30 protein-coding genes are annotated in these 17,251 nt (G+C 46.2%); 3 read left to right on the top strand and 27 right to left on the bottom strand.

The annotated features are described in order from the left end of the window. Positions 1 to 8 precede the first annotated feature (8 nt). Positions 9 to 521: a cob(I)yrinic acid a,c-diamide adenosyltransferase gene (cobO, locus tag CTN_RS05090; RefSeq protein WP_038067449.1), complete on the bottom strand. Its 513-nt coding sequence runs from the start codon at positions 519 to 521 to the stop codon at positions 9 to 11. Positions 522 to 570: 49 nt separating this feature from the next. On the opposite strand from cobO, the gene yihA reads away from it, so the two are divergent. From yihA to CTN_RS05075, 3 genes are all read left to right on the top strand, one after another. Continuing rightward, the gene (yihA, locus tag CTN_RS05085) at positions 571 to 1,158 is read left to right on the top strand and encodes a ribosome biogenesis GTP-binding protein YihA/YsxC (RefSeq protein WP_015919520.1); all 588 of its coding nucleotides are present in this window, start codon (positions 571 to 573) and stop codon (positions 1,156 to 1,158) included. Between the two features lie 279 nt (positions 1,159 to 1,437). Further along, positions 1,438 to 2,712, top strand: coding sequence for an HD domain-containing phosphohydrolase (locus tag CTN_RS10260; RefSeq protein WP_015919518.1), 1,275 nt, complete (start codon positions 1,438 to 1,440; stop codon positions 2,710 to 2,712). Next, entirely contained in the window at positions 2,709 to 3,215 is a 507-nt protein-coding gene (locus tag CTN_RS05075; RefSeq protein ID WP_038067446.1) for a DUF5317 domain-containing protein, read from the top strand. The genes CTN_RS10260 and CTN_RS05075 overlap by 4 nt, the downstream gene beginning before the upstream one ends. On the opposite strand, the gene CTN_RS05070 is transcribed toward CTN_RS05075, so the two are convergent. From CTN_RS05070 to rplP, 26 genes are read right to left on the bottom strand one after another with little or no spacing between them, the layout of a single operon-like run. Next, a complete protein-coding gene (locus tag CTN_RS05070; RefSeq protein WP_015919517.1) occupies positions 3,151 to 4,017 on the bottom strand; it encodes a DegV family protein in 867 nt (288 codons plus the stop codon). The two genes, CTN_RS05075 and CTN_RS05070, sit on opposite strands and share 65 nt — an antisense overlap. A gap of 3 nt (positions 4,018 to 4,020) precedes the next feature. Further along, positions 4,021 to 4,974: a glucokinase gene (locus tag CTN_RS05065; RefSeq protein WP_015919516.1), complete on the bottom strand. Its 954-nt coding sequence runs from the start codon at positions 4,972 to 4,974 to the stop codon at positions 4,021 to 4,023. A 12-nt stretch (positions 4,975 to 4,986) separates the two neighbouring features. Then, positions 4,987 to 6,270 (bottom strand): transcription termination factor Rho, encoded by a 1,284-nt coding sequence (gene rho / locus CTN_RS05060; protein WP_038067549.1) that lies wholly within the window; start codon positions 6,268 to 6,270, stop codon positions 4,987 to 4,989. 59 nt (positions 6,271 to 6,329) lie between these two features. After that, on the bottom strand, positions 6,330 to 6,725 hold the full coding sequence (gene rplQ / locus CTN_RS05055) for a 50S ribosomal protein L17 (protein ID WP_015919514.1): 396 nt from the start codon (positions 6,723 to 6,725) through the stop codon (positions 6,330 to 6,332). A gap of 3 nt (positions 6,726 to 6,728) precedes the next feature. Beyond that, positions 6,729 to 7,742, bottom strand: a complete 1,014-nt coding sequence (locus CTN_RS05050) for a DNA-directed RNA polymerase subunit alpha (protein WP_038067442.1) — start codon at positions 7,740 to 7,742, stop codon at positions 6,729 to 6,731. 5 nt (positions 7,743 to 7,747) lie between these two features. After that, on the bottom strand, positions 7,748 to 8,377 hold the full coding sequence (gene rpsD / locus CTN_RS05045; protein ID WP_015919512.1) for a 30S ribosomal protein S4: 630 nt from the start codon (positions 8,375 to 8,377) through the stop codon (positions 7,748 to 7,750). A 12-nt stretch (positions 8,378 to 8,389) separates the two neighbouring features. Beyond that, entirely contained in the window at positions 8,390 to 8,785 is a 396-nt protein-coding gene (gene rpsK / locus CTN_RS05040) for a 30S ribosomal protein S11 (RefSeq protein WP_015919511.1), read from the bottom strand. A 13-nt stretch (positions 8,786 to 8,798) separates the two neighbouring features. Beyond that, complete coding sequence (gene rpsM / locus CTN_RS05035) at positions 8,799 to 9,176, bottom strand: 30S ribosomal protein S13 (RefSeq protein WP_015919510.1); 378 nt, start codon at positions 9,174 to 9,176, stop codon at positions 8,799 to 8,801. A 15-nt stretch (positions 9,177 to 9,191) separates the two neighbouring features. Continuing rightward, a complete protein-coding gene (gene rpmJ, locus CTN_RS05030; protein WP_038067439.1) occupies positions 9,192 to 9,308 on the bottom strand; it encodes a 50S ribosomal protein L36 in 117 nt (38 codons plus the stop codon). An 18-nt stretch (positions 9,309 to 9,326) separates the two neighbouring features. Further along, a complete protein-coding gene (infA, locus tag CTN_RS05025) occupies positions 9,327 to 9,551 on the bottom strand; it encodes a translation initiation factor IF-1 (protein ID WP_015919508.1) in 225 nt (74 codons plus the stop codon). A 1-nt stretch (position 9,552) separates the two neighbouring features. Beyond that, entirely contained in the window at positions 9,553 to 10,305 is a 753-nt protein-coding gene (gene map / locus CTN_RS05020) for a type I methionyl aminopeptidase (protein WP_015919507.1), read from the bottom strand. Then, a complete protein-coding gene (locus CTN_RS05015) occupies positions 10,302 to 10,964 on the bottom strand; it encodes an adenylate kinase (protein ID WP_015919506.1) in 663 nt (220 codons plus the stop codon). The genes map and CTN_RS05015 overlap by 4 nt, the downstream gene beginning before the upstream one ends. Continuing rightward, on the bottom strand, positions 10,961 to 12,256 hold the full coding sequence (gene secY / locus CTN_RS05010; protein ID WP_015919505.1) for a preprotein translocase subunit SecY: 1,296 nt from the start codon (positions 12,254 to 12,256) through the stop codon (positions 10,961 to 10,963). Before secY ends, CTN_RS05015 begins: the two co-directional genes overlap by 4 nt. Further along, positions 12,257 to 12,700, bottom strand: a complete 444-nt coding sequence (gene rplO, locus CTN_RS05005) for a 50S ribosomal protein L15 (protein ID WP_015919504.1) — start codon at positions 12,698 to 12,700, stop codon at positions 12,257 to 12,259. Further along, positions 12,697 to 12,900 (bottom strand): 50S ribosomal protein L30, encoded by a 204-nt coding sequence (gene rpmD / locus CTN_RS05000; RefSeq protein ID WP_015919503.1) that lies wholly within the window; start codon positions 12,898 to 12,900, stop codon positions 12,697 to 12,699. The genes rplO and rpmD overlap by 4 nt, the downstream gene beginning before the upstream one ends. Beyond that, entirely contained in the window at positions 12,893 to 13,411 is a 519-nt protein-coding gene (gene rpsE, locus CTN_RS04995; RefSeq protein WP_038067547.1) for a 30S ribosomal protein S5, read from the bottom strand. Before rpsE ends, rpmD begins: the two co-directional genes overlap by 8 nt. Positions 13,412 to 13,443: 32 nt before the next feature. Beyond that, complete coding sequence (gene rplR / locus CTN_RS04990; protein WP_015919501.1) at positions 13,444 to 13,812, bottom strand: 50S ribosomal protein L18; 369 nt, start codon at positions 13,810 to 13,812, stop codon at positions 13,444 to 13,446. 14 nt (positions 13,813 to 13,826) lie between these two features. Further along, on the bottom strand, positions 13,827 to 14,381 hold the full coding sequence (gene rplF, locus CTN_RS04985; protein WP_015919500.1) for a 50S ribosomal protein L6: 555 nt from the start codon (positions 14,379 to 14,381) through the stop codon (positions 13,827 to 13,829). A gap of 13 nt (positions 14,382 to 14,394) precedes the next feature. Continuing rightward, positions 14,395 to 14,799: a 30S ribosomal protein S8 gene (gene rpsH / locus CTN_RS04980; RefSeq protein WP_015919499.1), complete on the bottom strand. Its 405-nt coding sequence runs from the start codon at positions 14,797 to 14,799 to the stop codon at positions 14,395 to 14,397. A gap of 15 nt (positions 14,800 to 14,814) precedes the next feature. Continuing rightward, positions 14,815 to 15,000, bottom strand: a complete 186-nt coding sequence (locus CTN_RS04975; protein ID WP_008195018.1) for a type Z 30S ribosomal protein S14 — start codon at positions 14,998 to 15,000, stop codon at positions 14,815 to 14,817. Between the two features lie 14 nt (positions 15,001 to 15,014). Beyond that, positions 15,015 to 15,569, bottom strand: a complete 555-nt coding sequence (gene rplE, locus CTN_RS04970; protein WP_038067434.1) for a 50S ribosomal protein L5 — start codon at positions 15,567 to 15,569, stop codon at positions 15,015 to 15,017. A gap of 13 nt (positions 15,570 to 15,582) precedes the next feature. After that, positions 15,583 to 15,906: a 50S ribosomal protein L24 gene (gene rplX, locus CTN_RS04965; protein WP_015919497.1), complete on the bottom strand. Its 324-nt coding sequence runs from the start codon at positions 15,904 to 15,906 to the stop codon at positions 15,583 to 15,585. Between the two features lie 6 nt (positions 15,907 to 15,912). Further along, positions 15,913 to 16,281 (bottom strand): 50S ribosomal protein L14, encoded by a 369-nt coding sequence (gene rplN / locus CTN_RS04960; RefSeq protein WP_015919496.1) that lies wholly within the window; start codon positions 16,279 to 16,281, stop codon positions 15,913 to 15,915. Next, entirely contained in the window at positions 16,278 to 16,616 is a 339-nt protein-coding gene (gene rpsQ / locus CTN_RS04955; RefSeq protein WP_015919495.1) for a 30S ribosomal protein S17, read from the bottom strand. The genes rplN and rpsQ overlap by 4 nt, the downstream gene beginning before the upstream one ends. Positions 16,617 to 16,620: 4 nt before the next feature. Continuing rightward, positions 16,621 to 16,821, bottom strand: coding sequence for a 50S ribosomal protein L29 (rpmC, locus tag CTN_RS04950; RefSeq protein WP_015919494.1), 201 nt, complete (start codon positions 16,819 to 16,821; stop codon positions 16,621 to 16,623). Then, positions 16,818 to 17,246 carry a 50S ribosomal protein L16 gene (gene rplP, locus CTN_RS04945; protein ID WP_015919493.1) on the bottom strand — a complete coding sequence of 143 codons (429 nt, stop codon included), beginning with the start codon at positions 17,244 to 17,246 and terminating at the stop codon, positions 16,818 to 16,820. Before rplP ends, rpmC begins: the two co-directional genes overlap by 4 nt. Between the last annotated feature and the right edge of the window lie 5 nt (positions 17,247 to 17,251).

Raw genomic sequence — 17,251 nt, 5'->3', positions numbered from 1 at the left:
TATCCCTCCTAGTACTCTATGCCCCTTCTCGCTCCGATGCCTTCCCTGTAGTAATGTTTTACTTCTTTCATTTCCGTGACAAGATCAGCCTTCTCTATCAGCCATTCCGGTGCGTATCTTCCTGTTATTACGAGTTCCACGTTTTCGGGTCTGACACTCAGCAGGTCTTCTATTTCCTCTCTCGAAAAGAAGCCAAAATAAATCGCCACACAGAGTTCATCCAGCACGACGACGTCGTATCTTCCAGAAATCAGTCTCTCTCTGGCATCTTGAAGTCCTTCCTTTGCCTTTTTTATCTGTTCTTCAGATGGTCTTCCCACGACAAATTCGGAAGTTCCGTATTGGACGATCTCGATGTTACGGAAGAACTCCTTCAGTTTCAACTCCGAAACCGATGTTCCCTTCAGGAACTGTCCTATGAACACTCTCAAACCAGCACAGGCTGCTCTCACCGAAAGTCCAAGGGCGGCGGTTGTTTTTCCTTTGCCGTCTCCTGTGTAAACGTGCACGTATCCTTTCAACTTCATCCCTCCTTCTTTGTATGCTAGCATAGAAAGAGGGTGAGAGAAAATGGTCATAAAGGACGTGAAACTGGTCAAGGTAGCGAAAACACCGGGTGATTATCCCCCTCCTTTGAAGGGTGAGGTCGCCTTCGTTGGAAGGTCAAACGTAGGAAAGTCGTCGCTTCTCAACGCTCTGTTCAACAGAAAAATCGCCTATGTGAGTAAAACGCCGGGGAAAACAAGATCGATAAACTTCTATCTTGTGAATTCCAGGTACTATTTTGTGGACCTTCCGGGATATGGATACGCAAAAGTCTCCAAAAAAGAACGCGTACAATGGAAAAAACTGGTGGAAGACTACTTCACGAACAGATGGTCCCTTCAGATGGTGTTTTTGCTTGTTGATGGTAGGATACCACCTCAGGAAACAGACCTCATGATGGTGGAGTGGTTGAAAAGCCTGAACGTTCCCTTCACCATCGTCCTCACCAAGATGGACAAGGTCAAGATGTCTGAAAGAAAGAAAAAACTGGACGAACACAAAAAGGCATTTTCAAAGTATGGGGAGTACACGATTATACCAACTTCTTCTGTGACGGGTGAGGGAATAGATGATCTTTTGAATCTGATATCAACACTCCTGAAAGAAAATTGATAAAATAGTATGGGGGCAGGGGATCTTTCAAAAGCGGAGTTTCGCAGAAAGAAATGTGGTCAGCGAAGATCCGGTAACAAGCGAAGCACTGAGACTGGGCAATGAAAGGGGGGGAAGCCATGAGAAAACTCGTGAAAATAATCCTCGTTCTTGGAAGCCTCTTTGGAGCTCTGATGGCAGTGGTTGGGACCAACAGGCTCTGGTAATGTAGTATTCTTTTATCTGGCATTCCCCTGCCCCAGTGTGTAACTCATTATACTTCCCTTAAGGAGTGAGAGTGTGATAAATCAAAGAGAAAAGTCATTTCTGATTTATTCTTTGTTTGTTCTTGTTATCTATGTTGCTCTAATTTTCATTTTCAAGAACACTTTTTCCAGAATGCAAAACACGGAATTTGTTCTTTTTCTTTTTCTGATCAGTTCTATTTTCGAGATCGCAAGTATAAAGACTTTGGAGTTTACAGGAGGAAAAATAGAAACTTCTGCCAGCATGGTCGTCCACATCACAGTGGTGTTTCTTCTTATGCCTCTGGAAGCCTCTTTGATCAACGCTTCTTCGGGTATTCTATACAAGCTGATCAAAATACCCAAAGAACGATATCCAGTGAGTCGGTATATATTCAATTTTTCACAAGTTGCCGTATCTTCATATGTCTCTAGTATTGTATTTCACTCCATAGTTGGTCAAAATTTTGTGTGGAATATTCTTGCTGTAATGATATGTACAATGGTCTATTTCATCTTGAATAACCTGTTTATATTTTTTGGTGTTTACACGCTTTCTAAACAAGATCTCCGTGAAGTTCTTTCAAAGGTAATATCAGGACCTGTTTTAAGCATGGCATTATTTATTCCTGTGGTCATCATCGTTTACATTCTTTATCAATATATGGGCTTCATCGCCATTCCCGTCTCTCTTGCTGCCGTTCTTTCCATTCAGATAGGAAACTACTACAGGTACAAATACTACGAGGCAAAACTGGAACACCTGAAACTTCTTGCAAAAAGCCTGGAAGAAAAGGATAAGTACACCCGTGGACACAGTGAACGGGTAGCAGAACTTGCAAGAAAAATGGCAAGAAAACTCGGATTTTCTCCCAAAATGGTAGAGCGAATCTACAACGCAGCATTTCTGCACGATATAGGAAAGATCGGAATACCAGATCACGTACTGAAAAAACCAACCATCCTTTCAAAGGAGGAAATGGACATAGTGAAGAACCATCCGGTCATGGGTGAAGACATACTGAGGGAGGTGGACATATTCAACAACAGAGAAAGCAAGTGGGTGAGACACCACCACGAAAGATGGGATGGCACAGGATATCCCGACAGATTGAAAGGAGAAGAGATACCCCTTCCCTCAAGAATCATAGCAGTTGCAGATGTGTACGAGGCCCTCACAAGTGACAGACCGTACAGAAAAGCGCTCACGAAAGAAGAGGCAAGAGAGATCATGATGAAACAGATGAGTGGCACGGTACTCGACCCAGATCTCGTCAAACTTCTTTTTGAAATACTCGACGAGGAAGGAGAGGAGGAAAAAGAAAAATGATGGTTGACGTGTTCATCATTGCATTGATCCTTTCACTGATAACTGGCAACATCAAAAACATCCTGAAGTACAACTACAGAGGGCTTTATCTTTTTGCCGTTCCGTTTTTCCTTCAGTTTCTCCCCTGGAAAGAGATCACCGTTCCTGTTTCCTTTTTCATGCTGTTTCTTTTCTTTGTATGGAACAGAAACCTGCCTGGCTTTAAACTCATGGCAGCAGGTGCTGTTTTGAACGGATTCACCATGAGTGTCAACGGTGGAAAGATGCCGGTTTGGGAACCAACACTCAGACTCCTCAATCTCGGCCTGGATTTCAAACACAGTGTGTTCACCGAGTTTTCCTGGAAAACGATACTGGCAGATTACATCCCCGTTTATCTTCCGTGGGGAAGAAGGTTTGTGATAAGTCTGGGAGACATCCTGGTGTTCATCGGTGTTTTCATTTTCTTCGTTCTAAAACCTCGATTCCAAAACCAACCGTCCCAGGTCCCACATGGGTCGTGATGACTTTTCCCATGGGTGAGATTATCTCATCCACAACCTCATACTTTTTCCTGAGAGTGTTCAGAAGTTCCATGACCCCTGCTTCGTTGTCTGCATGAACACCTATCACCCGAAGTTTTGAGCCTTCCGGTGTATCTTCTCTGAGTTTTTCGATGAGAGCCTCAATGGCCTTCCTGTCACCCCTTACCTTCCTGTAAGGTATGAGTTCTCCGTCTTCGATATGAAGACACACTCTTATTTTCAGAAGATTCCCAACAAATCCCTGGAATTTGCTCACCCTTCCCCCTTTGACCAGGTAGTTGAAATCCGAAACATAAAAGATCGCTTTGAAATCACTGCTTTTCATTCTCTCATCGATCCTTTTCAAAACTTCCTCAACAGTTACTCCTTTCTCCAGCATTTCCCTTGCCACCCGTGCCGGAAGGGGAATGGCACCGGATGCAAGCCGAGTGTCAACGACGTGTACAGGTATATCAACTTCTCTGGCTGCAAGAACAGCGGAGTTATACGTTCCAGAAAGTTTAGAGGATATGGTGAAAACCAGTACAGTATCGTATCCTTCTTCCTGATATTTAAGGTACTTTTTCTTGAAATCCTCCACGCTCGGCTGAGAGGTCTTTGGAACACTGCTTGCTTCTTTTATCCTCCTGTAGAAGTTCTCTATTTCTTCAGGGGTTCTTTCGTCTGGCTCGGACGTTCCATCCTCCCATACCACGTAGAGAGGTATGCTGTCCATGTCGTACTTTTCCATCCAGGAAAAGGGAATGTCAGCAGTGCTGTCAACGAGAATCTTTACCTTCATGGTTTAGCCCCCCGTCCTTTCCTTTATTATCGAGGCTGCACCGAGGATCCCAGCGTCCTCCACCAAAGGACTTGCCACTATTTCATAGGTTCCCACGAAAGAGGGCATGATGTAATCTATTACCTTCTCCTTCAAAGGATCGAACAAAACGCTTCCTGCCCTGGAAATACCCCCACCTATGATCACTATTTCCGGGTTGAATATATGAATGTATCCAGCCACAGCTCGCGCCAGTGCGTCCACCACCCTGTCTCTTATCATGAGGGCAAAACGATCTCCCTGCCTTGCAGCGTCGAAAAGATGCTTGGCGTCTGCCTTCTCTGGAGAGCCTGCCAGTTTGTAAACCAGAGAATCGCGGTATTTCTTGTAGCCTTCCCTGAGGAATCTTCTTATCGCCGTTGCAGAGGCTACCGCTTCAAGACATCCCCGTGTTCCGCAGTTGCACATGGGACCGTTTGGTTCCACAACAACGTGTCCCAGTTCTGCTCCTATTCCGTCTTTTCCTGTAAGAAGCTGGCCGTGAGTGATGACGCCTCCTCCGATTCCCGTTCCAAGTGTCAGGGCAACTATGTGGTCATGGCCTTTTCCAGCACCGAACCATTTCTCACCGAGAACGAAAGCGTTTGCGTCGTTTTCGAGGAAAGCTTTCTTTTTTGTGAGTTTTGATATCTCCTGGGTTAGGGGAACGTTGTGCCAGTCTGGAAAGTTCGGAGAGAACCTTACAACTCCGTTTTCTCTGTCTATCGATCCGGGAGAACCTATTCCAACATAAGGAGCATCCTCACCGTCAGATACCTCAAGAATTGCCTCTGCAATCCTTCTGATCACATCGTCTTTTCCGTTGTCAACAAGCGTATCGCGGGTGATTTTCTTCAGGATCTTTCCGTCTTCGGTGACCAGACCCACAGAGAATGTTGTTCCACCGAGATCAACACCTATCAGTTTCAACTCCAGCACCTCCTGGCATGATCAATACCTTGCTTTTTCCTTGTCTATCAATTTTAAGAATTCCTCGTTTGAGGATGTCTCAGCAAGTTTGTTAAGGATCAATGTCAATCCCTCTTCCTCTGTCATTGCAGAGAGCATTCTTCGAAGAAGCCAGACTTTCTTCAATGTCTCCTCGTCCAGGAGAAGCTCTTCCCGCCTGGTTCCAGAGAGGAGAAGATTGATGGCAGGGAATATTCTCTTGTTCGCCAGCTGCCTGGAAAGAACGAGTTCCATATTACCCGTTCCCTTGAACTCTTCGAATATAACCTCGTCCATCTTCGACCCGGTCTCCACCAGGGCAGTGGCGATTATCGTGAGACTTCCACCTTCTCTTGTGTTTCTTGCTGCTCCAAAGAACCTCTTTGGCTTGTAGAGTGCCGCAGGATCCACACCACCGGTCAGAAGCTTTCCGCTCGGGGGAACGACTATGTTGTAAACCCTTGCAAGCCTTGTCAAACTGTCAAGTAGAATAACCACATCGTAGTTGAACTCAACCAGGCGCTTTGCCATCTCCAGGGTGAGCTCTGCAACCTTCACCTGCTTGTCAGGAGGCATATCAAAAGGAGCTGCTATGACTATGGCATTCGTGGATTCCTTTATGTCTGTCACTTCCTCGGGTCTTTCATCGATAAGGAGAATTATTCTTATGGTATCTGGATGGTTCTCTGCTATGCCATTTGCTATCTCCTTCAGGATGGTGGTCTTTCCCGCTTTGGGTGGTGCAACGATCATCCCCCTCTGGCCTTTTCCAATGGGTGCGAAAAGATCGATGAGTCTTGTGGAGAATATCTTCGGATTCGTTTCAAGAATGAATCTCTCCCTCGGATAGTCTGGTGTGAGATTGTCAAAGTTCACCCTCTCGCTTGCAGTTTCAACTGGACGGTAGTTTATGGCTTCGATTTTTATCATGGCAAAATACTTTTCTCCCTCTTTCGGTTTTCTTATGACACCCGAGATGATGTCTCCCGTGTTCAGGTTGAACTTTCTGATCTGAGAGGGAGAGATGTATATGTCATCGTTGCTTGGAAGCAGGTTGTCTTCGATGCGTCTGAGAAAACCAAAACCCTCTGGATGTATCTCCAGAACACCCTCACCGAAGAAGTAACCGGAAGATTCAGTCTGGGCTTTCAGAATTGCGAATATGAGATCTCTCTTTCTCAGAGAGGTGTACCGAGGAATACCCAGTGATTTTGCTATCTCGTAAAGCTGCTTTATGTTCATCGACTCCAGTTCCGATATACTGATGGTTTTCTGTTCTTCTGACAACTTTTCACCCCCTGGAAACTGGTGGAAGGAGGAAAAGGCGGGAAAGAAAAAAGGAGGCATCAGCCCTCCTGACTGGATGCCTCCACCAGCTGAACGAGTGACATCTCGGCGGCGTCTCCCCTTCTGAAACCTATTCGGAGAACTCTCACGTAGCCGCCTCTCCTTCCAACGTAGTTTTTCGCTATCTCGTCCACCAGTTTGTTCGTGAGTCTTCTATCTCCAAGCACTGCGTTGATCTGCCTTCTCAGATGAACACTTCTTGCTCTGTCTTCAGTCGTGGCAGCTTCTATGGCTTTGCTGACAAGTTTGTCCATGAACGTCTTCAATGCCTTTGCCTTGGCCGTGGTGGTCACGATGGACCCGTGCTCAACAATCTCTCTTGAAAGATTCCTCAAAAGACTTCTTCTGTGACTACCGTACCTTCCCAGTTTGTGTCTCTTCATTCTGTGCCTCATCTTTCATTCCCCCTTCCTGAGCTCGAGTCCGAATTTTTCCTTTAACTTCTTTTTAACCTCATCAAGAGACTTCTGACCGAAGTTTTTGATCTTCAAGAGTTCATCCTCTGTCTTGCTCATCAAATCGCCTATTGTTTCTATCTTTGCCCTCTTGAGGCAGTTCAGAGATCTGACAGACAGCTCAAGTTCGTCTATTTTCTTGCTGTACACATCGAGGTTTTCGACGCTTTCCTGATCCTCGCCCTCGACAGCGGTCAAGGCTTCTTCCTCATCCTCTTCCGTGATTATGTACTCTTCGGATATCTTCATTTCCGGAAGGCCTTCCATAACGATCCTGAAGTGGTTTATCAAAATGTCGGCTGCTTTCCGTAACGCTTCTTCGGGTCTTATCGACTTTTTCGTCCACACTTCGAGTATGAGTTTGTCGTAGTCCGTCCTCTTTCCCACACGCACATTCTCCGTTAAGAAATTCACTTTCATAACCGGACTGAAGACACCATCGATCGGTATCCATCCCACTTCAGGCCTTTCATCCCTTTCTGAGACCGGAACGAAGCCTTTTCCGACCTCAGCGTAGATTTCAAAAAAGAGATCTGCCTTCGAATTCAAAGTTGCTATGTGGAGGTCTGGATTCGCCACCTCTATACCGGCGGGTGTCTTTATGTCACCGGCCACGAGTTCTCCTGGACCTTTCTTTTCCACTTCCATTTTGATTCTGTCCTTGACGGTCACGTTCACACGGAACTGAACCTTTTTCAGGTTCAATATGATATCGAGTATATCCTCCTTTACTCCTTCGATGTAATCGTACTCGTGATATTTTTCAGGCTTTATAAACCTTACTCCGACGATTGCAAGGGAGGGTATGGAAGAAAGAAGAACCCTCCTCAATGCGTTTCCTATGGTAATGGCGTACCCTCTCTCAAGTGGAGAAAGCGAGAACCTGGTGTAGTAATAATCTTTTTCTTCCCGCTCTTCTTCCACCTTCAACTTCTTCGGCATTACAAACTCTACCATTTTCATCACCTCGAGTAGAATTCGATAACAGTCTGCAGATCGACCGGAAGATCTGTGACTTCTTCAAGACGTGGATACCTCAGGAAGGTTCCTTTGTAGTTGTCGAAATCAACCTCTATCCATGGCACCGTGTTTCTTTCCCTGTTGAACTCTATGGCTTTCTTGATCACTTCTATGTCCCTGCTCTTTTCCCTGACCTCCACCACATCGTTCGGTCTCAGAAGATAGCTTGGAATGTCAACCTTTTTCCCGTTTACGAGGAAGTGTCCATGGTTGACGAGCTGTCTTGCCTGTCTTCTGTTGATAGCAAAGCCCATCCTGTACACGACGTTGTCGAGCCTTGCCTCGAGAAGTTGAATCAGGTTTTCTCGCGTGTCGCCTGCTCTCTTCATAGCTTTTTCAACGTACCTTTCGAACTGCCTTTCGAGGATGCCGTATATTCTCTTGACCGTTTGCTTGGCTCTGAGCTGTATTCCATACTGAGTGAGCTTACTTCTCCTCTGGCCGTGCTGTCCAGGAGCGTAGGGTCTTCTATCGAAAGCACACTTGTCCGTGTAGCATCTTTCACCTTTGAGGTAGAGTTTCATGCCTTCCCTTCTGCAAAGCCTGCAAACAGGTCCTGTGTACCTTGCCATTTTCTTCCCTCCTTACACTCTTCTCCTCTTTTTGGGTCTGCAACCGTTGAAGGGAATAGGGGTAACGTCTTTTATCTGGTTGATTTCAAGGCCCGCTCCTTGAAGTGTTCTGATGGCAGGTTCCCTTCCCGGACCGGGTCCCTTGACCAGAACATCCACCCTCTTTATTCCCATTCTGAGGGCTTCTCTTGCCACCTTATCAGCGGCCAGCTGAGCGGCATACGGTGTTCCCTTTCTGGTCCCCTCGAAACCGACGGTGCCTCCACTGGCCCATGTCAGAGTGTTTCCATCCTTGTCTGTGAGAGTGATGATGGTGTTGTTGAAAGTGGACTTTATGTGGACAACGCCATAATCGAAACTGAGTTTTTTCTGTTTTTTCCTGGTCGATGTCCCTTTCTTTCTGGCCATTCATTTCCCTCCCTCATGAAGACTTCTTTTTGGTCTTTATCCTGCTGGGCCTTGGGCCCTTTCTGGTTCTTGCATTGGAACGGGTCTTTTGACCTCTAACCGGAAGACCGAGTTTGTGTCTTATGCCTCTGTAGCATCCTATTTCTATGAGCCTTCTGATGTTTCTCTCTACCTCGCTTCTCAGCTCACCTTCGACCTTGAAGTGGTCCTGTATGTACTTGGTTATCTTGCTTATTTCTTCATCGGTGAGTTCACCAACTCTTTTGTCTGGATCCACACCGGTATTCTTCAATATCTCAAAGGATCTGCTCCTGCCGATTCCGTAAATGTAGGTCAGTGCAACCCAGACTTTCTTGTTGTTGGGTAGCTCGACACCAACGATACGAGCCATTCATTTCCCTCCTTCTCAACCCTGCTTTTGATTGTGTTTTGGATTAACCTTGCAGACAACATAAACTCTCTTTTTCCTTCTGATTATCTTGCAGTGCTCACATCTTTTCTTCACAGAAGCTCTCACTTTCATATCACTCCACTCCTTTCGTTACTCTGGTTTTTTTCTATAAACGATTCTCCCTCTGGTGAGATCGTACACAGAGAGTTCGACAACAACACGATCACCCGGTACCAGCCTTATGAAATGCTTTCTCATCCTGCCGGACACGTGGGCCAAAACCTTATGACCATTGTCTAATTCTACTCTAAACATGGCATTTGGTAAAGCCTCTATTATCGTACCTTCCATCCGAATGACATCTTCTTTTCCCATTTCATCCCTCCCTGGTCAATATCTCTGCCCCATCTTCTGTGATCAGCACGGTATGTTCAAAATGAGCACATCTTGAACCATCCACAGTCACCGCGGTCCATCCATCATCTTTCACTACAACCCTCCAGTCTCCCTCACTCACCATGGGTTCTATGGCCAGTGTCATTCCTTTTCGAAGAGCGATTCCCGTTCCCGGTGTGCCGTAATTTGGAACCTGAGGATCTTCGTGGAGTTCTCTGCCTATTCCATGTCCCACATAGTCCCTTATAACGTTGAAGCCTGCTGATTCGACGAATTCCTGTATACAGTGAGATACATCTCCCAGTCTGATTCCAGGTTTTATGATCTTTATGGCTCTTTCGAGGGCTTCTTTTGTCACCCTCACCAGTTCCTTTCCTCTTTCATCAGTCTCGCCGACTATGTAGGTGATTGCTGCATCTCCGTAAAGTCCCTGATACGCTGCTCCTACATCGATCGACACGATGTCTCCTTCTTTGAAAACTTTTTCCTTCAACGGTAAACCATGGACGACCTCTTCGTTCACCGAAACACAGGTTGCATATTCGTATCCGTTGTATCCTTTGAAAGCCGGTTTCACCCTGTACTTTTTGAAGACCTCCAGAACAACCTTTTCAACATCCCACGCTGTCTTTCCAGGAAGGACCACTCTTTTTGCCTCTCGCAGGGCAACCGCTACTGCTTCTCCGGCACGTTTCATTTTCTCGATCTCTGAGGGTGTCTTTATCCTTATCATTTATCACTCCACCCTATTATTTTGAGTACCTCGGCAACCACGTTGTCGATCCCTATCGTGCCGTCCACTCTTTTGAGGATACCCTTTTTCCCGTAATAGTCTATCACGGGTTGAGTTTTTTCGAGGTAAACCTTGTATCTGTGTCTGACCGTTTCCTCTTTGTCGTCGTCTCGCTGAACGAGTTTTACTTTACAGTCATCGCACAGTTCGTCTTCTTTTGGTGGAAGTGAAATCATGTTGTAGATTCTACCGCACTTTGGGCAGATTCTTCTCGAGGTGAGCCTCTGGACAACCACGTCCTCTGGAACATCAAAAAGCACGGCAGCTGTGAGTTGCTTGTTTTGGGATTCCAGGAAAGAGTCGAGAAACTCCGCCTGGGCTACGGTCCTTGGATACCCATCCAGAATGAACCCCTTTTCACAATCTTTCTCTGAAAGTCTTCTTTTCACAACCTCGTTCACCAGTTCATCAGGAACCAGTTCTCCCTTTTCCATTATCTCCTTTATTTTCTTTCCAAGTTCATCGTTTTCTTTCTTCACAATATCTCTGAAGATGTCGCCGGTGGATATATGGGGAATACCCGTCTTTTCTTGGATTCGCTTTGCGTACGTACCTTTTCCGGCCCCTGGAGGTCCGAGAAACACCAGATAAGCCATCATCTTCTCCCCCTTATTCTACCTTTTTTGAGGAAACCTTCGTAGTGTCTCATCACCATGTGTGTCTCCATCTGCTGAATTATGTCCAGGGCAACTCCAACAGCGATCAGAGCAGACGTTCCTCCGATCCAGACATTCACTTTTATGGCTCCTTGAACCAGATACGGAAGAAGCGCTATAGCGACAAGAAAGATGGCTCCAATGAACGTTACTCTGTTCAGAACCCTGTGGAGGTACTGCTCGGTTGGTCTTCCCGGTCTCAGACCAGGAACGTATCCTCCGTATTTTTGAATGTTGCTGGATATTTCTCTGGGATCGAATATCACAACACTGTAGAAGTAGGTGAAGAAGAAAACGAGCAGACCGTAGATGAGCAGATAAAGGAATCCTCCTGCTCTAAAAAGACTCTTAAGGGTTTCGCTGTTCGTTATGGAAGCAATTGCCGATGGTATCGAAACAATGGCACTGGCAAAGATTATCGGTATCACTCCACCCTGGTTCACCTTTATGGGAAGATAAGTGCTCGCTCCTCCATAAACCCTTCTTCCAGTGACCCTTCTTGCATACTGGATGGTGATACGCCTTTCTGCCTGCTGAACAAGGATGATACCAAAGATGGTGATGAGAGCAATCGCTATCAGAAAGATCCATTCCAGTATGTTGAGACCACCAAGATATGCCCTTCTGATGTAACTTGGATACCTTGCTACTATCCCAGCGAAGATCAGAATGGATATGCCGTTACCTATTCCTCTTTCAGTGATCCTCTCACCGAGCCAGAGCAAAAACATCGTTCCTGCCAGCATGGACATGGTGGAAAGGATGGTGAACTGAAGCGCATTCACGCCGGGAGCCACCATATCCGGGTTAGATCTGGCAAGGGAAAATGATATGAAGAACGCCTGGAAACCTCCTATCAAAAGTGTGAGGCGCCTTGTGTAGGCTGCGAACTTTTTCCTTCCCTCTTCACCCTCTCTGAGCATTTCTTTCAATGAAGGCATAACAGATGCAAGGAGTTGAAGTATGATCGATGCGGTGATGTAAGGTGTGACGCTCATGGTGAAAACAGAAAACCGACTGAGAGCACCTCCGGTGAACACATCGTAGAAACTGAGAATCCCGGCAACACCAGCTGTTTCTGCTATCCTCCTGAAGATTTCCCCCCACGCTTCCAGATTCAAACCAGGAACGGGGATATAGATCCCCATCCTGAAGACGATCAAAGCGAGAAAGGTGAAGATTATCCTGCTTCGCAATTCCGGTATTTTGAAAGCGTTTCTAAGGGCTTGCCACATTTATATCACCTCAGCCTTACCACCGACGCTTTCTATCTTCTCCAGTGCACTCTTGCTGAAGGCGTGTGCCTTGACTATGAGAGGTTTGGTGAGTTCTCCGTCTCCGAGTATCTTTATTCCATCCTTCATATCCTTTACGATTTTCCTTTCAAGGAGTTTTGCGGGAGTAACTTCCTCGTTTGCCTCAAACTTTTCCTCGAGCACTTTGACGTTCACAACAGCGTAAACTTTCTTGTTTATATTCTTGAAACCTCTTTTTGGAAGCCTTCTCTGGAGAGGAGTCTGCCCTCCTTCAAACCAGGGATGTACCTTTCCTGTTCCCCTTGCTTTCTGTCCTTTGTGTCCTCTTCCACTGGTTTTTCCGTGACCAGAGCCCGGACCTCTTCCCACTCTCTTTCTCTTTTTCATCGAACCAGGAGTTGGCCTCAGATCCTCAAGCCTCATGCTTCGTTACCCCCTTCCTCGACCTCTTCCACCTCTACGAGGTGCCTTACTTTTCTTATCATTCCCCTAATCTGCGGGCAATCGTCTTTGATAACCACCTGATTCATCCTTCTGAGCCCCAGCCTCTTCACCGTGTCTTTTTGATCCCAGGGATAGCCAATGGGACTTTTCACAAGTTTTATTTTCAACTTCTTAGGCATTGCCCTCCCTCCTTACACCTCTGTACACCTCTTCGACTGTGATGTCTCTGAGTTTTGCTACCTTTCTTGGATCGAGAAGTTCTTTCAATCCGTTTATCGTGGCCATCGCCAGGTTCAGCGGATTCGTAGAACCGAGTGCCTTCGTGAGAATGTTTTGAATTCCAGCAAGTTCAACGACCGCTCGAACTGTTCCACCCGCTATGATACCCGTACCCGGCGCAGCGGGTTTCAGAAGAACTCTGGAAGCATCCTGTCTTCCGATCACTTCGTGGGGAATCGTTCCATTGATAACGGGAACTTCTATAACGTTCTTTTTTGCATCGGCAATCGCCTTTCTGATGGCTTCTGGAACCTCTCGGGCCTTGCCTATACCAAGACCAACTTTACCGTTTTTGTTTCCAACAATAGCAACCACTCTGAAACTGAGATTTTTTCCACCTTTTGTAACCTTGGAAGTTCTTCTGATCTCTATTATCTTTTCTTCAAATTCTTCGTATTGGATCTCCCTCATGACTTCCTGTGTTTCCACAGTATCACCCTCCTTTAGAATTCGAGTCCAGCTTCTCTGGCACCATCCGCCAGGGCCTTGACCCTACCGTGATACTTGTATCCTCCCCGATCAAACACGACTTTCTTTATTCCCTTCTCGATGGCTCTTTTTCCTATGAGAAGCCCAACCTCTTTTGCTGCCTCGATGTTCCATGTTTTCTGAAGTTTTTCCCTGAGTTCAGGGTCGAGCGTTGAGGCGGAAACAAGGGTATGCCCTATCGTGTCGTCTATGATCTGAGCGTATATGTGCTTGTTACTTCTGAACACACAGAGTCTGGGTCTTTCGGGAGTGCCAAAGACCTTCTTTCTGACTCTCCTGTGTCTTCTGATTCTTCGCTCGTTCCTGGACTCCTTCTTTATCATACAACAACCCCCTTTTATGCTTTCTTACCTTCCTTCTGTCTCACCACTTCACCAACGTACCTGATACCCTTGCCGGTGTAAACGTTCGGTGGTCTGAACGCTCTTATCTCGGCCGCCACCTGTCCTACCCTCTGTTTGTCTATGCCGGAGACAACGATTCTGTTCGGTGCCGGAACTTCTACCTTCACATCGCTCGGAATCTCGTAGACGACAGGGTGTGCATAACCAAGGTTCATTACAAGGGTATTTCCCTGGAGTTGGGCCCTGTAACCTATTCCCACTATTTCGAGCTCTTTTTTGTAACCTTCTGTTACACCGATCACCATGTTCCTGATGAGAGACCAGTAAGTCCCCTGGAACATCTTCACTTTTCTCCAGTCGGACTTTCTCCTGACTTGAGCTTCGTTTGGCCTTATCCATACCTTTCCATCTTCAATTTCTATCTTCACATAAGGAAGAAAGTCTTGTGTCAGTTCCCCCTTGGGGCCTCTCACTTTAACGGTACCATCGTTTACTTCCACAGTGACACCCTGGGGAATGTTTATAGGCTTTTTTGCGAGTCGAGACATTCAAGACACCTCCTCACCAGACGTAAGCGATTACTTCTCCACCGACTCCAAGCTGACGTGCTTCTTTGTCCGTGAGAACACCCTTAGAAGTTGTGAGTATGGCTATTCCAAGACCGTTCTTCACCTTGGGTATATGGTCTTTGTCAACGTAGACTCTTCTTCCTGCATGAGAAACCCTGACAATCCCATGGATAACCCTTTCTCTGTTTTTCCTGCCGCCTTTGTATTTGAGATAAACTCTCAGTATACCCTGTTTGCCATCTTCGATGTATTTGTAATCGGCTATGAAACCTTCCCTCTTCAAGATTTCACATATCTTCCTTTTGAGATTAGAAGCGGGTATGTCGGTGTATTCTTTGAAAACCATGTTTGCATTTCTGATCCTCGTTAGCATATCGGCGATTGGGTCACTCCACACAGCATCATCCCTCCCTTACCAGCTTGCCTTCCGAACACCAGGGAGCTTTCCTTCCAGAGCAAGTTTTCTAAAGCAAACCCTGCACAGGCCGAATTCTCGATAAACTGCCCTTGGACGTCCACAGATGTGGCATCTGGTGTATTCACGAACCTTGTATTTTTTGGGTTTCTTCCATCTTTCTATCATCGCTTTCTTGGCCATTCATCTCACCTCCATTATCCTTTCTTGAAAGGCATTCCAAAGAGTTCAAGCAGTCTTCTGGCTTCCTGGTCCGTCTTGGCAGTTGTGACTATGGTTATGTCCATTCCCTGAATCCTTCTCACTTCATCGGGGCTTAGTTCTGGAAACACCAGCTGTTCAGAGAGGCCAAAGGAGTAGTTTCCTCTTCCATCGAAAGAGTTCGGATCCAGTCCCCTGAAGTCTCTCACCTTTGGAAGAACGATGTTTATGAGTTTGTAGAGAAAGTTGTACATCATGGCTTTTCTGAGAGTAACCTTGAGACCTATGGGCATTCCCTTTCTTATCTTGAAGTTGGATATGCTTTTTCTTGCCCTGGTAACAACGGGCTTTTGCCCGGTGATCTTTGCAAGTTCGTTTGCATGTCTTTCTATGATATCGTAGTTTCTGGATCCTTCACCGATTCCCATGTTAACAACGATCTTGACCAGTTTGGGCACCTGATGAATGTTCTTGTAGTTGAACTCCTTCATCAAAGCCGGAACAATTTCCTTTTCATACTTTTCTTTCAGAGGAACGTATTCGAATCTCATACCGATTCCTCCCTCAGTCTTTGTCAATGATCTCACCACACTTCTTACAGTATCTCACCTTTTTTCCATCTTCGGTAAACCTGTATCCCACCCTTGTTCTCTTGTCACAGGCGGGACAGACAACCATAACTTTGCAGGCATAAATTGGTGCTTCTCTCTCTATGATTCCACCTTCTCGAAGCTGTGGAATGGGTCTCTGGTGCCTCTTTACCATGTTCACACCCTCGACTATCACCTTGTCCTCCTTCGGCAAAACCCTGAGCACCTTTCCTCTCTTACCTTTATCTTTCCCGGAGATTACCTCAACCAGATCTCCCTTTTTTATCCTCATCCTCATATCACCTCACCAAACTTCTGGTGCAAGAGATACGATTTTCATGAAACCTTTTTCACGAAGTTCTCTCGCAACGGGTCCGAATATTCTCGTTCCCCTTGGGGCATTGAACTTGTCGATCAGAACAGCAGCGTTGTCATCGAATCTGATGTAGGTACCATCGCTTCTTCTGATCTCTTTCTTTGTTCTCACGATGACAGCCCTTACTACGTCTCCCTTCTTCACATCGGAGTTGGGAATAGCGTCCCTGACAGAACATACAACGATGTCCCCAACCGTTCCGTACTTCTTGTGAAAACCACCAAGAACTCTTATCACTCTGAGTTTTTTGGCCCCGGAGTTGTCAGCCACGTTGAGATAGGTTTCCTGCTGGATCATGACTCAGCCCCTCCTTTTTCCTCAACCACTTCCCCTTCGATTTCTTCAAGTTCGTCCTGAACTTCCTCTTCTTCCTTCAGGATTCTCTCAGGTTCAAACCTCTTTATGATCTTCACAACTCTCCATCTTTTGGTCTTGCTGAGAGGTCTGGTTTCTTCTATTTCAACAACGTCCCCTACTCTGCATTCGTTCTTCTCATCGTGAGCGTGGTACTTTTTGGTTCTCTTGATGTATTTTTTATAGAGGGGATGCTGCACGTGTCTTTCTACTGCCACAACGACTGTTTTATCCATTTTATCGCTCACAACTACACCTATCATTCGTTTCCTGGGCATGATTTCACCTCCTTATACCTAGCTCCCTTTCTCTCAGTATGGTCTTTATCCGTGCGATATCCCTTTTTGTCAGTTTTATGAGAGATGTATTTTTTAACTGCCCCATGGCCAGCTGGAACCTCAACTCCATCAACTGTCTCTTCTTCTCTTCGAGAAGATTTCTGAGTTCTTCGTCTGTGTAATTTCTGAGTTCAGAAGCCTTCATACTGCCTCACCCCCAATGTGGTGACGGGGTACTACTTTCGTGGCTATCGGCAACTTGCTGGCAGCGTATCTGAGGGCTTCATGGGCTGTTTCTTCGTCGACCCCGGCTATTTCAAAGAGAATCTTTCCAGGTTTCACAACGGCGACCCAACCTTCCACGTTACCCTTTCCTTTACCCATCCTGGATTCAGCGGGTTTCTTCGTGTAAGGTTTGTCGGGGAATATTCTTATCCAGATCTTTCCGGCTCTTTTCATAACCCTCATCATCGCTATTCTGCAGGCTTCTATTTGCTGGGCCGTTATCCAGGCCGGCTCAAGCGCCTTGAGGCCCCACTCACCAAACTGAACGAGCGTTCCTCCCTTTGCCTTTCCTTTCATTCTTCCTCTCTGTTGTTTTCTGTATTTGACCCTTCTTGGCATCAACATGGTGA

It is taken from the genome of Thermotoga neapolitana DSM 4359 (assembly GCF_000018945.1).
GTDB classification, from domain to species: Bacteria; Thermotogota; Thermotogae; order Thermotogales; family Thermotogaceae; genus Thermotoga; species Thermotoga neapolitana.
This window is presented reverse-complemented; position numbering and strand designations above follow the sequence as displayed.